The following is an 18,084-nucleotide window of genomic DNA, read 5'->3' on the forward strand; positions in this document are numbered from 1 at the left end:
TTTTCATTATATAATTTTTTCCATGTCAAACTGTAATTATTTCTTTAATGCAACACTAGAAGGGTAGGGGATGAAATCACCTGCCGTATTAAGAGGGAAACTAGGTTTCCTTGAATTACGCGGATACGTTTCTAGTCCGCATTTTTAATGTGTTTATAGATATTTAGATTTAATATAGTCTTCAGTATTTGAAAAAAGTTATAAATTGTATATAATAGAGTATAAGTTGAAATACAATCAAAAGAAAATATAAAAGAGAGGTGAATTTCTGATTTCGGTCAGTATATGATATGAATAAATACATAATACAAGGTGGAAACAAATTAAATGGAGAAGTTAATATAAGTGGATTTAAAAATGCAATTTTAGCAATAATACCTGCTACATTACTAGCGAAGGATAAATGTAGAATTGAAAATGTACCTCTTATAAAAGATGTATATATATTAGTAGAGATGATGAAAGAATTAGGAGCAGAAGTTTATTTAGATGAAAAAAATAATGCTATAGATATAGATACTTCTATGATAGTTGAATGTACAGCTTCATATGATATTGCAAAAGCTTTAAGAGCTTCTTATTATTTAGTAGGAGCTGGATTGGGAAGATTTAAAGAAGCTCATGTAGCATATCCAGGAGGATGTGATATAGGTTCTCGACCAATTGATCAACATATAAAAGGCTTTGAAGCCTTAGGGAGTAATGTTGAGATTGAGCATGGAATTATAAATTGTAAGGCTGATGAATTAGTAGGTACTAAGATTTATATGGATGTTATAAGTGTTGGGGCAACTATAAATGTTATGTTGTCGGCAGTAATGGCTAAAGATAAAACAATAATAGAAAATGCAGCAAAAGAGCCACATATAGTTGATACAGCTAATTTTTTAAATGCAATGGGAGCAGATGTTAGAGGTGCTGGAACTGATGTGATAAGAATAAATGGTGTAGATAAGCTTCATGGATGTACATATAGTGTCATACCGGATCAGATTGAAGCAGGAACATATATAGTAGCAGCTGCAGCCACAGAAGGAAATGTACTTGTAAAAAATGTTATTCCTAAACACTTGGAGTCAATAACTGCTAAATTAAAAGAATTAGGAGTAGAAATAATAGAAAATGATGATTCTATTAGAGTTATAGGAAAGCCTAATCTAAAAAAAGTTAATATAAAGACATTACCATATCCAGGATTTCCTACGGATTTGCAGCAACCTATATCAGTATTGCTTACTAAGGCTGAGGGAATTAGTGTGGTGACAGAGAGTATATTTGAAGGTAGATTTAAATATGTAGATGAATTAAAGAGAATGGGTGCAAATATAAAAGTAGATGGTAGGTCAGCAATAATAAGAGGAGCTACACCTTTGAGTGGAACAAAAATAATGGCTACAGATTTAAGAGCAGGTGCAGCATGCATAATAGCTGGATTGATTGCAGATGGAGAAACAGAAGTGTATAATATAGAACATGTAGAAAGAGGATATGAAAGAATAGAAGAGAAACTTAAGGGATTAGGTGTAGATATAAAAAGAGTAACGGAATAGCTTAAGAGTTATTTCGTTTTTATTTATTGAGTTCACATCACAAAAACATCACAAACAATTTATAAAATAAATTGTGAAAATATGGAGGAGTAATAATGGCATTTAAATTTTGTTCAATAGCAAGTGGCAGTAGCGGTAATTGCCAATATATAGAAGGTGGTAAAGGAAAAATACTTGTAGATGCTGGATTGAGTGGCAAGAGAATTCAAGAGAGTCTTAATTCGATAGGAGCAAATTCTGGAAATATAGATGGAATATTAGTAACACATGAGCATAAGGATCATATAAAAGGAGTAGGAATATTGTCTAGAAGGTTTGATATTCCTATTTATGCGAATAATAATACTTGGGAAGTCATGAGAGAATATCTTGGAAAATTAAAGGAAGAAAATATAAGGATAATAAAAAATAATGATACATTTGAGATAAAGGATATAGGAATAAGTACCTTTAAGACTAGTCATGATGCAATTGATTCCATGGGATACACATTAAATTATAGGAATAAAAAGATTAGTATAGTAACGGATACAGGAATAATAACTGATGAGATAAAAAACGAAATAAAGAATTCAGATTTATTGATGTTAGAGTCTAATCATGATGTTGATATGCTTAAAGTAGGAAGTTATCCTTATTATCTAAAAAAAAGAGTATTAAGTAGCAGTGGGCATCTTTCTAATGAAGATGCAGGAAATTTAATCGTTGATATTTTTCAAGATAAATTCAAAAAAATATTTCTAGGACATCTAAGTAAGGAAAATAATTTTCCAGAATTAGCTTATCAAACAGTGGTTAATATAATATCAGAGAAGGGTATAAAAATTAATAAAGATGTAGAAATAGATATAGCTAATCGACATCAACCTACAGTACTTTGTAAAATTTAGATTAGGAAGGGATAACTATGGATGATAATAACTTTAATAATGAAGGAAAGAATAGCGTAGAAGGTAAGGAAAGTACAGAATGGCATAGTCCAATGAAAAGATCTTCTCAAGGTGTATATTATGAAAAAAATAAGTCTAAAAGGAGATTTATATCTTATTTTATAGTAGCTTTAATTGCAGCTTTAATAGGTGGATTAATATCTTCATATATTGCTCCTCAATATTTATATGGGAATATTATACCTGTACCAAAAGGAAATACTGGTGGGGAAAACATTGATACAAATAGAATAACTATAGAACCTCAAGAAGACATTACTACGGTATCAGCTGTAGCTGAAAAGGCTATGGATTCTGTGGTAGGTATAACTACTATAACAACTCAGCAAGATTTTTTTGGTGCTAGAGTGCCATCTGAAGGACTTGGCTCAGGAGTTATTGTTAATAGTAATGGATATATACTTACAAATTCTCATGTTATAGGAGATGGAGATGTAGATCGTATAACGGTCCAATTTGCAGATGGAACTAAGGATGAAGCAGAAGTGCTTTGGAATGAGTCTGCATTAGATTTAGCAGTAATAAAAGTTAATCAATCAAATTTACCCGCAGCAGAACTAGGAGATTCTGATAAGTTAATAGTAGGAGAACCAGCGATAGCAATAGGTAATCCATTAGGCTTACAATTCCAACGAACTGTAACATCAGGAGTTATAAGTGGATTAGATAGGACTATATCTAGTGAAGATGTTGTTATGGAAAACTTAATTCAAACAGATGCTTCAATTAATCCAGGAAATAGTGGTGGTGCATTATTAGATAGAGAGGGTAAAGTCATAGGAATAAATACAGCAAAAATAACTTCAGCAGAAGGGTTAGGATTCTCTATTCCTATAAATATAGTAAAACCTATAATAGAGCAAATAATATCTGATGGAGAAGTGAATATAGCCTATATTGGAGTATCAGGAATGGATGTAACTAAATATGAAAAAGCATTAGGTATGAATATAGATGCTGAAGAAGGATTTATAATTATAGAAATAGTAGCTGGCTCGCCAGCTGCGGATGCTGGAATACGTGCAAATGATATACTAACAAAGATAGGAGACACAAAGGTAACAAGTTTTAACACATTAAGAAAGGCTTTGTATAAATATAAACCTGGAGATACAGAGGAAATTACTTTGATAAGAAATGGTGAAACCATGCAGGTAGATATAACATTTGAATCGGCTTCCAAATAATATAGATAGAATACTTCGAAATTTAACGAAGTATTCTATTTTTTAAATTTATTAAAAATAAAGAGGAATTAGATAATATAAAATAGAAATAATAAAAATAGGATATAATATAAATAATAAATGATACTAAATTTAGGAGGAGTAATTATGTATGTTGTTTGTAATGAACACTTAACTGAAGCAATAGATGAATTTGTAGAAGTATATGAACAGCCACCAGACATATATGAACTAGATAGTGTATCTTTTACTGATTGGATAGCACCTTCTATATGTGATAAATGTGATAAAACGCCAAAATATTTGGTAGTTTAGATTTAAATATAAGGTTTGTATTGTGGACAAGCAGGGTATTATGGATGAAAGGATTATAATATATGAACATAACAATAATTTCAGTAGGAAAAATAAAAGAAAAATATATAAATGGAGGAATAAAGGAATTTACAAAGAGACTTTCAGGATATTGTAATCTTAAAATAATTGAAGTAAAGGATGAATCCACAAAGGAAGATATGTCAGAAACTGAGAAAAATATTTTAAAGGATAAGGAAGGGGAGAGGATATTATGTAAAATTCCTAGTGATTCATACATGATAAGTTTATGTATAGAAGGAAGACAATTATCCTCTGAGGAATTATCAAAAAACATAGATAAATTGACTCTTATGGGAAAAAGTAAGATTATTTTTATAATAGGAGGATCAGTAGGCCTCTCTAATAAGGTAATAAAAAGGAGTGATATGAAATTATCATTCTCTAAGATGACCTTTCCTCATCAATTAATGAGGTTGATATTATTAGAACAGATATATAGGTCTTTTCGAATTAGCAGAGGCGAACCCTATCATAAGTAGTCGTAATTTTTATTGCTACTAAAATTAAAAGTAAGTAGGCAAAAAAATGGATAGATTTAATAAAAGTGCAGGAACTAAAAAGAGGGAAATATTATTTTATAGGTCTGAATTTCAAGACATATAAAGAATATATTTGAAGAAGAGGAACTGGAAAGGGACTCAAGTGAAATTGGTAATTATGCAAAAATCGTTTATAATGGAAAGAAAGAGAGGCTCTGCGCTTTACAAGTGCTGTTCGAAAAACTTTGATGTGAGGTGAGATTTTTGAGTAAGCGAATGGAAAAAATTTATCAATACATTGTTAATAAAATTAATACTTTCTCACATATAAAAAAAACAACAGTTGTAACGACAAGTGAGGTTGCTGGGGAACTTAAGATTCAGAGAAGTAATGCGAGCAAGGATTTAAATCAGTTGGTTCGAGATGGACGTCTAATCAAATTAAAAGGTCGACCAGTTGAATACACATTGGTCCAAGAGAAGATAGATGAACTGTCGGAGAAATACGTGCCAAGTTATAAAGAAGAACGACAGCCTCGAGAAAAGCGGAAACCGCAACGTGTTTCAACATTTGTTCCTGTAAAAGATATTTTTTCGAATATCATCGGAATCAATGGCAGTATGAAAAATGCGGGAGAGCAGGCTAAAGCAGCCATTCTGTATCCACCAAAGGGATTGAATTGCTTGATTACAGGCCCAACTGGTTCAGGTAAAACCTATTTTGCGCATGCTATGTTTCAATTTGCTAAAGCTAATCAAGTAATTGGAAAAGAAAAAGAGTTAATCGTCTTTAACTGTGCGGATTATGCGAATAATCCGGAATTGTTGATGAGTCATTTATTTGGATATGCTAAAGGAGCATTTACAGGTGCAGATAAAGAAAAATTAGGCGTGATTGATCAAGCAGACGGAAGTATGCTTTTTTTAGATGAAATTCATCGACTACCACCAGAAGGACAAGAAATGATTTTTTATTTTATGGATTATGGTTCTTATAGCCGATTGGGAGAAACTGGTAAAAATCATTATGCGGAGGTTCGTATTGTTGGTGCAACAACAGAAGATTCGAATTCTGCCTTGCTAGATACCTTCATGAGACGTATCCCAATTAATATTCAATTACCTTCTTTTGAAAAGCGTCCAGCTGTTGAAAAGTTGGATTTAGTCAAAGTCATGGTTTCTCATGAGGCAAGTCGCATTCAACGAACGGTGTCTTTAACAGAAGATGTGGTGAAAGCATTGATTGGTAGCGTAAGTTTTGGAAATATCGGACAATTAAAATCGAATGTTCAATTAGTTTGTGCGCGTGGATTCTTGAATCATGTGCATCAACGTCAAATCGATATCACGCTAGAAGATGTTCCAGAAGGTATTCGATCGGGATTGATTATGTTAGCAAATAAGCGAGAAACACTGATGGAGTTGTCACAAAATCTTGAATCTAAAATGGTTATTCAACCGAATGAAGATATTTTAAATATCCAGTCAGATTCCTATGAATTACCTTATAATTTATATGATATTATCGGGGATAAAGCGGCTTTATTAAAAGCTGATGGTGTAGACCAAGAGGCAATCAATAATTTTATATCAACAGATATTAATGTTCATTTGAAATCTTTTTACAAAGATCATGGTTTTTCCTTCCATGCAGATAATAAGTTAAGTGAGTTTGTGGATCAAAAAGTGATTGAATTGACAAATCGTATTCACGCAATAGTTTGTAGTCGCTTAGATTATGATTTTCAACAAAACTTTGTTTATGCAATGAGTTTGCATATCAGCTCATTTTTAAAGAAGATTCAACTTGGTGAAAAAAGACATACCAATGACAATATTCGTGAGATGGTAGCAGACTATCCAGAAGAATTTAAGGTTGCCCAAGAAATCCGTCAATTCATTGGAGAATGGTTTAACGTCACGATTCCAGAGAGTGAAGAATACTATCTGGCTGTATTATTGGTTTCGTTACGTAACAGTTCAACAGAAGGGAAAATTGGTGTGGTTGTGGCAGCTCATGGCAACAGTACAGCGACAAGTATGGTAGATGTCGTGAAACAGCTTTTAGGTGTAGAGCAAGTTGTGGCCGTAGATATGCCGTTGGACATGTCAACCAAAATTGCTTTAGAAAAAATGAAACAAGCGGTGTTATCGGTTCATGATGGCAGCGGTGTGTTATTGTTGGTGGATATGGGGTCATTGGTTACATTTAACGTAGAAATTCAAAGAGAAACTGGAGTTTTTGTTCGTACAATCGATATGGTTACGACGTCAGTTGTATTGGAAGCTGTAAGAAAGGCTTCTGTTTTGGGAATGAATTTGGAAGATTTATATGAATCTTTAAAGAATTTTCGAGGATATAGCGACTTCGAGGATATAATGACTAATTTTGTGGAAAGCCACCTTCCTCGAGCAATTTTAGCTATTTGTGCCTCGGGAGAAGGAGCGGCAAAACAAATCAAAGAAATGATTTGTGCTGTGTTGGATAAAAAACGAATCAATGATATTGAAGTGGTTACTTTATCTGCGGTAGATCTGCAAAATACTTTACCAGAAGTACAAAAACGATATCAAGTGATTGCTTCCACAGGTGTAGTCGATCCACAATTAGCTGTTCCTTTTATTTCTCTAGAAAATTTTGTCACTAAAGATATTGATGAATTGATCGAACATCTACTTATAGGAAACGGGATTTTAAATGAAGGTACTACCACTTTGGATTATAAAGAAACAAAACAGGTCTGTATGGACTTTTTAGAGAAAAATTTTACGTTTTTGAATCCGAAAAAAATGATCGACCCATTATGGCAATTCACAGAAGATATTATGAATACTTGGCGCGTTTCAAAAGAAGAAGAAGGCTTTCGAATCAATTTTCTTCTTCATGCAGCAGGCATGTTAGAACGTGTATTGCTTCATCAGCCACTGACAGGCGCAGAGGAAGAAGAACGAGCACTTCAAGATGATGAACACTATGATAAATTACATGTTCATGTGTTGTCTTTAGGTAGAATATTGAATTTAACGATTCCGTTGATGGAAGAGTTTTATTTATTGGCATTGATTAAGCGACAGTTGGAAAAATAGGAGTGTATTCAACACGCTCTATTAAAATGATACACTACAACGATACACTAATTCAAATATGTTTTATAGTGTATTTTTTTTGTTCGAATAATATTATTAAAGCTTATTAGTGTATTGTTTTTTTGGCATGTATTTTGCTTATTAATTGAGAAGAGGAGGTGAAGGGATTCATACCTAACAAATGAATGTTTGCAGACAGGAGGAGAGGAGAACGTGGAAATTCGGTTGGCGCGAATTGATGATCGATTAATTCATGGACAGGTAGCAACTGCATGGACAAAACAGATAGACATTAATCGAATCATTGTCGTGAGTGATGAAGTGGCAAATGATCAATTACGGAAATTCTTGTTAAGAGAAGCAGCTCCGCCAGGAATTAAGGTGAATGTTGTAACAGTAGCAAAGTTACTGGAGGTATTTAACAGTGATTTATTTATAAATCAAAAAGTCATGTTGTTATTTACAAACCCTCAGGATGTAGAAGTATTGATACACGGGGGAATCAAATTGAACTCGTTAAATATTGGTGGAATGCGTTTCATTGCAGGAAAACGTATGATAACAAATTTTGTATCAGTTGATGATAAAGATGTAGCATCTTTTCGATATTTAGACAGTCAAGGGATCGAATTAGAGGTACGAAAAGTTCCGACAGATCGGAAAGTTCATCTCATGCATTTGTTAGAAAAAAAAGTATAAATTTGGTGGAAAACGGAAATATGAAAAAAGTTGGACAGAGAATTTTAGCAAATAGGAGGTAAGAAGATGGTAGGAATTATCCTAGCAAGTCATGGGGAATTCGCAAATGGAATTTTACAATCAGGAGCAATGATTCTTGGTGAACAAGAAAATGTTGCTGCATGTGTGTTAAAACCTAGTGAAGGTCCAGATGATATTAAGGCGAAAATGCAAGAGGCAATTGACTCATTTGATGACCAAGAAGAAATTCTTTTCTTAGTGGATCTTTGGGGAGGTACACCATTTAACCAAGCCAATAGTCTTTTTGAAGCACACAAGAACAAATGGGCAATTGTTGCAGGTATGAATTTACCAATGGTAATCGAAGCGTATACTTCTCGTTTCTCTATGAATTCGGCACGGGAAATTGCAGCAGCGATTTTATCAACTGCAAAAGATGGTGTGAAAGTAAAACCAGAGGAATTGGAGCAAAAAACAGCAGTAGTATCGATCGAAGCAGATGACGAGGTATCAAAAGGCTCACTTTCTCCAGGAACAGTTGTTGGCGATGGAAAAATCAAAATTGTATTGGCGCGCGTGGATTCACGACTTTTACACGGTCAGGTTTCAACTTCATGGACAAAAGCAACGCAACCAAACCGAATTATTGTTGTGAGTGATGCGGTAGCTAAAGATGATTTGAGAAAACGTCTAATTGAGCAAGCAGCTCCTCCAGGGGTAAAAGCTAATGTTATTCCGATCAGCAAGATGGTTGAAGTATCGAAAGACCCTCGTTTTGGTTCAACAAAAGCGTTACTATTATTTGAAAATCCAGAAGATGTTGTTCGAGTAATCGAAGGTGGTGTAGACATTAAAGAAGTTAATGTAGGTTCAATGGCGCACTCAACTGGAAAAGTGGCAGTAAACAAGGTGTTGTCTATGGGAAAAGAAGACGTTGCAAATTTTGAGCGATTAAAAGAATTAGGCGTAAAATTTGATGTACGCAAAGTTCCAAATGATTCTAGTGTCCGTTTAGATGAACTTCTAAATAGAGCTAAAGCAGAATTAAAATAGTATTTAGCAAACAAAATAAATTGAACTGGGAGGTTTATAATGTCAGATTTAAATTTAATCCAGATGATATTAGTAGTAGGTGTTGCTTTTTTAGCTGGTATGGAAGGGATCTTGGATGAATTCCAATTCCATCAACCATTGGTAGCATGTACATTGATTGGTTTAGTAACTGGTAATTTAGAAAGCGGAATTATATTAGGTGGTTCGCTTCAAATGATTGCTCTAGGTTGGGCAAATATCGGGGCAGCCGTGGCACCAGATGCGGCTTTAGCATCTGTGGCAGCAGCAATTATTTTAGTTAAAGGTGGTCAAGGTGCATCAGGGATTCCGTCAGCAATCGCAGTTGCGATTCCATTAGCCGTTGCGGGATTGTTTTTAACAATGATTGTTCGTACATTAGCAGTTCCAATTGTGCAGATGATGGATAGAGCAGCAGAAAAAGGAAATTTCCGACAAATTGAAGGTTTACAAATTTTAGCTATTTGTATGCAAGGGGTGCGTATTGCAATTCCTGCAGCAGCAATTATGGCTGTTTCTGCAGAATCAGTTCAATCTGCATTGCAATCTATGCCTGCATGGTTAACAGAAGGAATGGCAATTGGTGGTGGAATGGTCGTTGCGGTTGGTTATGCACTTGTCATTAATATGATGGCGAACAAAGAAGTTTGGCCGTTCTTCATTCTTGGTTTTGTTTTAGCTGCCATTTCCGAATTAACACTTATTGGAATTGGTGCAATTGGTATGGCCTTAGTATTTATTTACTTGAACCTTTCTAAAAAGGGCAGTTCTTCAACTGGTGGAGGCGGAGGAAACTCTAATGATCCTCTAGGCGATATACTGAATGACTATTAATTTTTCAAAGGAGGAAAAGAAAAAAATGGCAGGAGAAAAAAATCAATTAACGAAAAGAGACCGATTGGCTGTTGCGTGGCGTTCTACATTTATTCAAGGTTCATGGAATTATGAAAGAATGCAAAATGGTGGGTTTGCCTTTGCAATGATTCCAGCAATCAAAAAATTGTTTAAAACAAAAGAAGAGCGTTCTGCAGCGTTAAAACGTCATTTGGAATTCTTCAATACACACCCATATATTGCTTCACCAATCCTTGGTGTAACACTAGCATTGGAAGAAGAACGTGCCAATGGTGCACCAGTCGATGATGTTGCAATTCAAGGGGTTAAAGTAGGAATGATGGGACCATTAGCTGGTATTGGAGATCCAGTATTCTGGTTTACTGTTCGTCCGATGTTGGGAGCTTTAGGCGCATCATTGGCAATGAGTGGAAATATCTTAGGACCAATCATTTTCTTTGTTGCTTGGAACATTATTCGTTGGAGCTTCATGTGGTATACCCAAGAATTTGGCTACAAAGCAGGTTCTGCAATTACAGATGACTTATCCGGCGGTCTATTGCAAGATGTAACAAAAGGAGCATCTATTTTAGGGATGTTTGTCCTCGCATCATTAGTACAGAGATGGGTAAATATTAGTTTTGTTCCAGTTGTTTCAGAAGTCACCTTGTCTAAGGGTGCTTATATTGAATGGGATAAGATTCCGATAACAAGTGAGGGATTGAAGCAAGCTTTTGAAGAGGTTGCTTCTGGTAGAGCACTGTCACCAGTTCAAGTGACTACTTTACAAGACAATTTGGATCAATTAATCCCTGGTTTAGCTGGCTTGTTGCTAACTTTACTGTGCATGTGGTTATTGAAGAAAAAGGTATCTCCAATTGTAATTATCCTTGGTTTATTCGTAGTAGGAATTGCAGGTCATTCTATTGGATTATTATAATTTGGACATATAGATTATTGTCGTCTTTCAAAACCAGATTAAGTATTCATCTTAATCTGGTTTTGTATATAGATAGAATAACTGACGATAAGATGATATACTATATATAAAGAGAAGATAGGTGGGGAAAAGTATGGTTCAATCACTGAATACGAAGGTGGATTTGGTTATAGATGCGACGGCATTTACAGGACTTACTGATTATGGGAAAATCATGATCGGGGATAAAGGGTTTGAATTTTACAATTCAAGAGATGCTCGTAAATTTATTCAAATCCCTTGGAAAGAGGTAGATTATGTCGTTGCTTCGGTGTTGTTTAAGGGAAGATGGATTCCTCGTTATGCTATTCAAACAAAAAGAAACGGCACATATACCTTTGCTTCGAAAAAACCTAAAGTTGTTTTACGCACAATGCGAGAGTACGTTGATCCAAGTCATATGGTTCATTCGCTAAGTTTTTTCGATGTCGTGAAACGAGGCATCCTTTCAATTGGTAAGAAAAAGTAGTTGTTTTGTTATTTTATTGGTAAGTGGTTGAAATTTATAATGCCTTTAATGAGAATTATAGCAGTATTTTCAGTAGTGGTGTTATATATACAGGCATATTTATTTAAAATAAAGGGGTTTTAATTCTTAGAATTTATCCTAAGGGTTATAATCCCTTTTAAGATAATGTTATAGTATAATTAAGATATTAAAATTTAAAGGAGGAATAAAAATGGAAAGAGTGGATAAAAAAGTTCCTACAATAGGCCTTATTCCTCATTTAGATACTAGTCCTGTAGATAATTCATAATAAAAAATTATAAAAATAAGTTCAAGGAGGTTTCAGTATGAATAATGAGCGAGTCTTGCTAAAAGTAATTAAGCCAAAATTTCTAAAGGGAATTGAACAAGCATGTATGAAAGATATTGATTTTGAAGATGAGGATATTATTAAGAATGTTTGTATATCAGATTGCAGGATTAAAATACAAGAAGCCAGTAAGGTGAGCTTTGAAGGTGTGATTTTTAATAAAGTAGATTTTAAAGGGATTACACTAGACTCATTAGAGCTTACTGATGTAAGACTTGAAAACTGTGATTTATCAAATGCAAATTTTATTGGAGCAATTATACATAGAACTGAGTTCATAGACTGTAAGATGATGGGTTTAAATCTCAATGATGCTACGCTTCATAATATTTATATGAATAACTGTAATGGAAGATTTGTTTTAATGAATTATATTCGGATGAAAAATGTTATTCTATCAGATTGTATATTTGAAGACAGTAATCTTCAACATAGTAAATTTCATAAGGTTGAGTTTAGAAAATGTAGTTTCAAATTAAGTCAAATGTCTGGAACTAGTTTGTCGGGCATAGACTTGAGCAACTCCAATTTTGAAGGGGTAGGGGTACGACTTGAAGATATTAGGGGCGCAATTGTTTCTCCTATGCAAGCAGTAGACTTTTCAAGTAAATTTGGATTTGTTATAAAAAATTAAATTAAGAAAATGAGATTAGCATATTATTTACGATATGTTTCAAAAGTAATGGTTTGATTTTTACTTGTTGGATATCCTCCAAGATTATAATCTAAAGAAATAGCAATATCTATAAATTCAATTTTTTTGAGAATTAGTTTAAATTATACAGAAAACACTTATAAATTTCAATTATTATGTTGATTATAGGTGTTTTTTATATAATACAATAATTTTGATAAAATTTAACCAAGATGTAATGTAACACAAAAAGTGTACATAGGTAGGCAATTTTGAAATATTAATGTAATAATATTTGTAATTATTTAGTAAATTATTATTAAGAAAAAAATTTTGATATAGAAACATGATTTTTTTTAGTATCTGAAAGCTTGTAAATAAGAAGATTAAGGATAAACGTGATAAAACATAAAATATATAGATTATTTTATATAATTATAAAAATTTAAAGGAATTCGTTATATGCTTTTAATATTATTAGAAATAACTGTAATTGATATTTCAATACATTTCCTATAAAATAACTTATGATTGATATTGGATTTATTCCATGATGGGATAATTTAATAGTTACTAAATAAGGTTATTTTTGAAATATGTGAAGTAAATGAAGTTTATAAAGAGTAAATTAAAGAGGGGATTTTTATGAAGGAAAAAGGAAAAGTTTGTTTAAACTATTTAAAAAACAACATAATATTAATAATATTAGTTTTAGGTGCAATTTTTAATGATATTATGCTGAGAGCATTAACTTTAGGGGATATATTTTTTTGGAAACCGATTATAAGTACAATGCCAATGATTATGATACCGAGTATGATAGCTCTATTCTTTTCTTATAAGAAAAGAAATGGCATATATTTATTCTTATCTGTGTGTGTTGGGTTATTAAATGGTATGAATTATATATATTATCAACATTATAATTCTTATTTATCTTTTTCACTATTAAAGCAACTTTCTCAGGTTAAAGAAGTAGGGGATAGTGTTTTTAAAACTTTAGGTCCTAATGTACTATTTTTTGTTATTCCAACTATTATAATGATAGTAGTAATAAAAAGATTAAATAAGAGTAACTTTTTTGATAATATTGAAGAATATAAGAGTAAGTGGGAATTTATACCACCGATAGTTATAAGTGCAATTATAATAGGGGGAGTATTTAGTACTTTAACAGATACTGATAAGAGCCGTATTATTAAACAATGGAATAGACCTTATTTAGTAGAACAATTAGGTATATACGCATATACTACTGCAGATTTCACAAAGAATTTAGTATCTAACAATGATAGTATATCAGAGTATGAAACAGAAGAAGCATCTACAGTGTTAGAAAAATTAGTAGATGAAAATTTAAGTAAACAAGAAACTAATGAATATACGGATATATTTAAAGGAAGAGATGTATATGTGATCCATTATGAAAGTGCTCAAGCTTTTGCTATGAAACAAGAGTTTGAAGATGGACCTGTTACACCTTTCTTAAATAAAATGGCTTCCGAGGGATTATATTTTGATAATTTTTATCCCCAACATTCAGTAGGAACAAGTAGTGATTCAGAATTTACTTTCAACACATCTCTTTTACCTATAAATAATGGAACAGTATTTATGACTCATGCTAATAGAGAGTATGAATCTTTACAAAAGTTATTGAAAAGAGAAGGTTATTATGCTATGGGTATGCATGGTAATAATGGAGATTTTTGGAATAGGAATTCTATGTATAAGACATTAGGTTATGATGAATTTATTAGTAAAAATGATTATGTTATAGATGAAGAAATAGGATTAGGATTAAGTGATAAGTCCTTCTTTAGACAGTCAATTCAAAAAATAAAGGAAATTAAAGAAGAACAAAATAGTCCGTTAATGGCTACATTAATTACCCTTACTAATCATTATCCTTTTGATGATGTAGGAAAATATGGAGAATTTAATGTAGGACATTTAGAAGGAACTGCTGTAGGAAATTATTTCAAATCGTTTCATTATGCTGATGAGGCTTTACAAACTTTCGTAGAAGGTATGGATGAAGAAGGATTACTAGATAATGCTATAATAGTATTATATGGAGATCATCATGCTAAGATTTCTGCATCTGATTATAAAAAAATCTATAATTATGATGAAGATACAGGAGAATATTATGATAAAGAAAGTTCAGAGTATACTGCTATTGATGCTACATTTAAGAAACAATTGAAGAGAACACCATTTATAATATGGTCTAAAGATAAAAAAATTAATGAAACTATTAATACACCTATGGGTATGGTGGATGCATTACCAACTCTTTCAAATATGTTAGGTATTTTAAATCCATATCAATTAGGAACTGACATAATGACAGCTAAAGATAATACAGTTATATTCCCGGATGGTGGATGGTTAAATAGTAAGCATTATTATTCTGCATCATCATCTAAACTTTATAATTTTAATGATGATACAGTTATTGAAGATCCTAAATTAATTGTTACAAACGAAGCGATTGATGAAAAAATAGAGTTATCAAATAATATTATACAAAATGATTTAATAAAATTCTTTAATGGGTTGTTAGCTAAAAACAAAGTATTGACACCAGAACAAAGGTCGTTAATGCCCATTGAGCCGAATATGTAAAATATGTGGATTTTTCCACATATTTTTTTTGTAATATTAATTTTATGTTTTATTAGTAGGAAAAGATATTGTATATTAAAATATTTATATTATAATTATAGTATAAATATTATGATATAAAGGATGATACATATGTATGAAAAAATAATAAATATATTAAAAAAAGGAAAAATAAAATATTCGGAATATAATCATGAATCTGTTTTAGACTATGATGCAGCAAAAAGAGTGAGAGAGCGATTTAATTTAAAAGGAGTAGAAAGTAAAAGTTTATTTATAAAATCTAAATCAAATAAATATTATGTTTTTGTAACTTTGGAAGAAAAAAGAATGAATTCAAAAAAGATAAAAAAATTAATAGGAGAAAAAATATCTATAGCTTTAGGAGAAGAATTAGAAGAAATAACAGGTATGACTCCAGGGTGTGCTTCTCCATTTGGTTACTCCAAGGATATCTCTATGATTGTAGATAAAGATGTATTTAAAAGTGAAAAATTCTTGTTTTCTCCTGGAGTGCCAGAAATAACTATTGAAATAAAGGGAAAGGATATTCAAAATATAATAGAACTTCTTGATAATCCTATTATATATTACTAATACATGGTGTGTGAACTAACAAAAAAGATGGTATATGGATCAGTAAGAAATATAATATAAAAGGTATAATGCTATTAAGTATTTTTTAATATATTATACAATATAATTATGGATAAATAGATATGTATGGAGGAGTGCCTAAATGATAAAGAAATTTAAAAATAAAACATCTATTTTATTTGGTATATTATTAATAATTATAATATCTATTATATTTACAGGATGTAATAAAGAAACGGCATCTGATAGATTTAACATTTATAAAGAAAAATGGGAAAGCAAAGATTATGAAGGTATGTATGAAATGTTATCTACTGAATCAAAGGAATATATTTCAAAGGAAGATTTTTTGGATAGATATAATAATATATATAAAGGTATTGGTGCTAAAAATATATCTATTGAGGTAGATGAAAATAAGGAAGAAGATATTATATCTTTTTCAATAAATATGGATACTGTGGCAGGAAATGTAGACATCCCCGATTATAAATTAACAATGGTTCCAGAAGAAATTGATGATGAGAATGTATGGGCTGTGGATTGGGATGAAAGTTTAATATTTCCTGAAATGACTTTAGAAGATAAAGTTAGAGTTGATACTATAGAGTCCACTAGAGGTGAGATTTATGATAGAAATGGTGAAGGATTAGCAGTAAATGGTACTTTGATAAACGTAGGGATACATCCTAAAGAATTTGAAGAAGGAAATGTGGGTTCTAAAATAAAGCAAATGACTAAGATATTAGATATTGAAGCATCTATTATTCAAGATAAATTGGATCAAAATACAAATCCAGATTATTTTGTGCCTATAGTTAAACTATCGTATGATGATAACGAAAAATTATCTAAAGTTATGGGAATTGAGGGAGTAACACAAAAGGAAGTAAAGGGAAGAGTCTATCCAGGCGGAGAAGCTTTTGGAGCACTGATAGGGTATATTAATCCTATAACAGCCGAAGAATTAGAAGAGCTTGAGGAAGATGGTTATACTTCTCAAAGTATGGTAGGAAAATTAGGTTTAGAATCTGTGTTCGAAGATCGTCTTAAAGCTCAAGATGGGAAAGTAATTTATATATCAAAAATAAATAATGGACAAGAAATTGAACAGATAACTATAGGAAAAACAGAGGCTAAAGATGGAGAAAATGTTCAATTAACAATAGATAAAGAGTTACAAGAAAAAATGTATAAGGAGATGGATAAAGATGTAGGAGCAGCTACAGCTTTGGATCCTAAATCAGGAGAGGTATTAGCTTTAGTTAGTTCACCATCTTTTGATTCAAATTTATATAGTACTTATATAACTAATAGTCAAAAGGCAGAATGGGATAATAGTGATGTTAATGTATTTAATAATAGATTTAATAGTGTATATTCTCCGGGTTCAACATTTAAGTTAATTACAGGAGCAATTGGCTTAGAAAAGGGAGTAATAAAGCCAAATAAAAAGATGAATATAGAAGGTAAACAGTGGCAACCAGATAGTTCTTGGGGAAAATATAAGATTACTAGAGTTAATGATAAGATAAACCAAGTAAATTTAACTGATGCCTTTGTATATTCAGATAACATATACTTTGCTAGAACCGCTTTGAATATAGGGGCAAAGGATTTTATTAAAGAGGCTAAAAAGTTTGGACTTGGTGAGAAGTTATCATTTAGCTATCCTATAGCAAAATCTCAAGTAGCAAATGATGAAAAAATTGATAAGGATACATTATTAGCAAATACTGGTTATGGACAAGGAGAAGTACTTATGAGTCCTTTACATGTATCTTTAGTATATAGTTCGTTAGTTAATGATGGCAATATAGTAAATCCATTATTAGAAATGAAAGAAGGTAACTCACCTACTCTATGGAAAGAAAATGTTATAGAAAAAGAAAATATAGACATATTATTAAATAGTCTTATTGAAGTTATTGAGAATGAAAAGGGGACAGGTAATGACGCTAAGATATCAGGTATAAAACTAGCTGGGAAGACTGGAACAGCAGAATTAAAGAAAAGTTTAGAAGATGAAGATGGTGAAGAAAATGGATGGTTTGTTGCTATGGATACTGAAAATCCTGATATAGTAATTTCAATGATGATAGAAAATGTAAGAAATAGAGGAGGAAGTCATCATGTAGTACCAAAGGTTAGAAATATATTAGATTATTATTTAAATATATAGTATAAAAA

15 protein-coding genes are annotated in these 18,084 nt (G+C 31.8%); all 15 read left to right on the forward strand.

Features of this window, described 5'->3' with window-relative positions:
- Positions 1-290: 290 nt before the first annotated feature.
- The 15 genes from GOQ29_RS02510 to GOQ29_RS02580 all read left to right on the forward strand — a co-directional run bounded on the left by GOQ29_RS02510 (position 291) and on the right by GOQ29_RS02580 (position 18,076).
- Complete coding sequence (locus tag GOQ29_RS02510) at positions 291-1,550, forward strand: UDP-N-acetylglucosamine 1-carboxyvinyltransferase (protein ID WP_203371056.1); 1,260 nt, start codon at positions 291-293, stop codon at positions 1,548-1,550.
- Positions 1,551-1,645: 95 nt separating this feature from the next.
- The gene (locus GOQ29_RS02515) at positions 1,646-2,440 is read left to right on the forward strand and encodes an MBL fold metallo-hydrolase (protein WP_203371057.1); all 795 of its coding nucleotides are present in this window, start codon (positions 1,646-1,648) and stop codon (positions 2,438-2,440) included.
- 17 nt (positions 2,441-2,457) lie between these two features.
- Positions 2,458-3,687 carry a serine protease HtrA gene (htrA, locus tag GOQ29_RS02520; RefSeq protein ID WP_203371058.1) on the forward strand — a complete coding sequence of 410 codons (1,230 nt, stop codon included), beginning with the start codon at positions 2,458-2,460 and terminating at the stop codon, positions 3,685-3,687.
- Between the two features lie 147 nt (positions 3,688-3,834).
- Entirely contained in the window at positions 3,835-4,002 is a 168-nt protein-coding gene (locus GOQ29_RS02525; RefSeq protein ID WP_203371059.1) for a CxxH/CxxC protein, read from the forward strand.
- A gap of 62 nt (positions 4,003-4,064) precedes the next feature.
- Positions 4,065-4,544, forward strand: a complete 480-nt coding sequence (rlmH, locus tag GOQ29_RS02530) for a 23S rRNA (pseudouridine(1915)-N(3))-methyltransferase RlmH (RefSeq protein ID WP_203371060.1) — start codon at positions 4,065-4,067, stop codon at positions 4,542-4,544.
- A 264-nt stretch (positions 4,545-4,808) separates the two neighbouring features.
- Positions 4,809-7,631, forward strand: coding sequence for a sigma-54-dependent transcriptional regulator (locus tag GOQ29_RS02535; RefSeq protein ID WP_203371061.1), 2,823 nt, complete (start codon positions 4,809-4,811; stop codon positions 7,629-7,631).
- Positions 7,632-7,844: 213 nt separating this feature from the next.
- On the forward strand, positions 7,845-8,330 hold the full coding sequence (locus tag GOQ29_RS02540) for a mannose/fructose/sorbose PTS transporter subunit IIB (protein WP_203371062.1): 486 nt from the start codon (positions 7,845-7,847) through the stop codon (positions 8,328-8,330).
- Positions 8,331-8,396: 66 nt separating this feature from the next.
- Positions 8,397-9,383 carry a mannose/fructose/sorbose PTS transporter subunit IIB gene (locus GOQ29_RS02545; RefSeq protein ID WP_203371063.1) on the forward strand — a complete coding sequence of 329 codons (987 nt, stop codon included), beginning with the start codon at positions 8,397-8,399 and terminating at the stop codon, positions 9,381-9,383.
- Between the two features lie 39 nt (positions 9,384-9,422).
- Positions 9,423-10,235, forward strand: coding sequence for a PTS mannose/fructose/sorbose transporter subunit IIC (locus GOQ29_RS02550; RefSeq protein WP_203371064.1), 813 nt, complete (start codon positions 9,423-9,425; stop codon positions 10,233-10,235).
- A gap of 25 nt (positions 10,236-10,260) precedes the next feature.
- A complete protein-coding gene (locus tag GOQ29_RS02555; protein ID WP_203371065.1) occupies positions 10,261-11,175 on the forward strand; it encodes a PTS system mannose/fructose/sorbose family transporter subunit IID in 915 nt (304 codons plus the stop codon).
- A 133-nt stretch (positions 11,176-11,308) separates the two neighbouring features.
- Positions 11,309-11,683, forward strand: coding sequence for a DUF956 family protein (locus tag GOQ29_RS02560; RefSeq protein ID WP_203371066.1), 375 nt, complete (start codon positions 11,309-11,311; stop codon positions 11,681-11,683).
- 326 nt (positions 11,684-12,009) lie between these two features.
- Positions 12,010-12,666: a pentapeptide repeat-containing protein gene (locus GOQ29_RS02565; RefSeq protein ID WP_203371067.1), complete on the forward strand. Its 657-nt coding sequence runs from the start codon at positions 12,010-12,012 to the stop codon at positions 12,664-12,666.
- Between the two features lie 645 nt (positions 12,667-13,311).
- Positions 13,312-15,297, forward strand: coding sequence for an LTA synthase family protein (locus tag GOQ29_RS02570; protein WP_203371068.1), 1,986 nt, complete (start codon positions 13,312-13,314; stop codon positions 15,295-15,297).
- 132 nt (positions 15,298-15,429) lie between these two features.
- Positions 15,430-15,894, forward strand: a complete 465-nt coding sequence (locus GOQ29_RS02575; RefSeq protein ID WP_203371069.1) for a YbaK/EbsC family protein — start codon at positions 15,430-15,432, stop codon at positions 15,892-15,894.
- 142 nt (positions 15,895-16,036) lie between these two features.
- On the forward strand, positions 16,037-18,076 hold the full coding sequence (locus GOQ29_RS02580; protein WP_203371070.1) for a penicillin-binding transpeptidase domain-containing protein: 2,040 nt from the start codon (positions 16,037-16,039) through the stop codon (positions 18,074-18,076).
- Positions 18,077-18,084: the final 8 nt, after the last annotated feature.

Source organism: Anaeromonas gelatinilytica (assembly GCF_016820635.1).
GTDB lineage: Bacteria > Bacillota > Clostridia > Tissierellales > SIT17 > Anaeromonas > Anaeromonas gelatinilytica.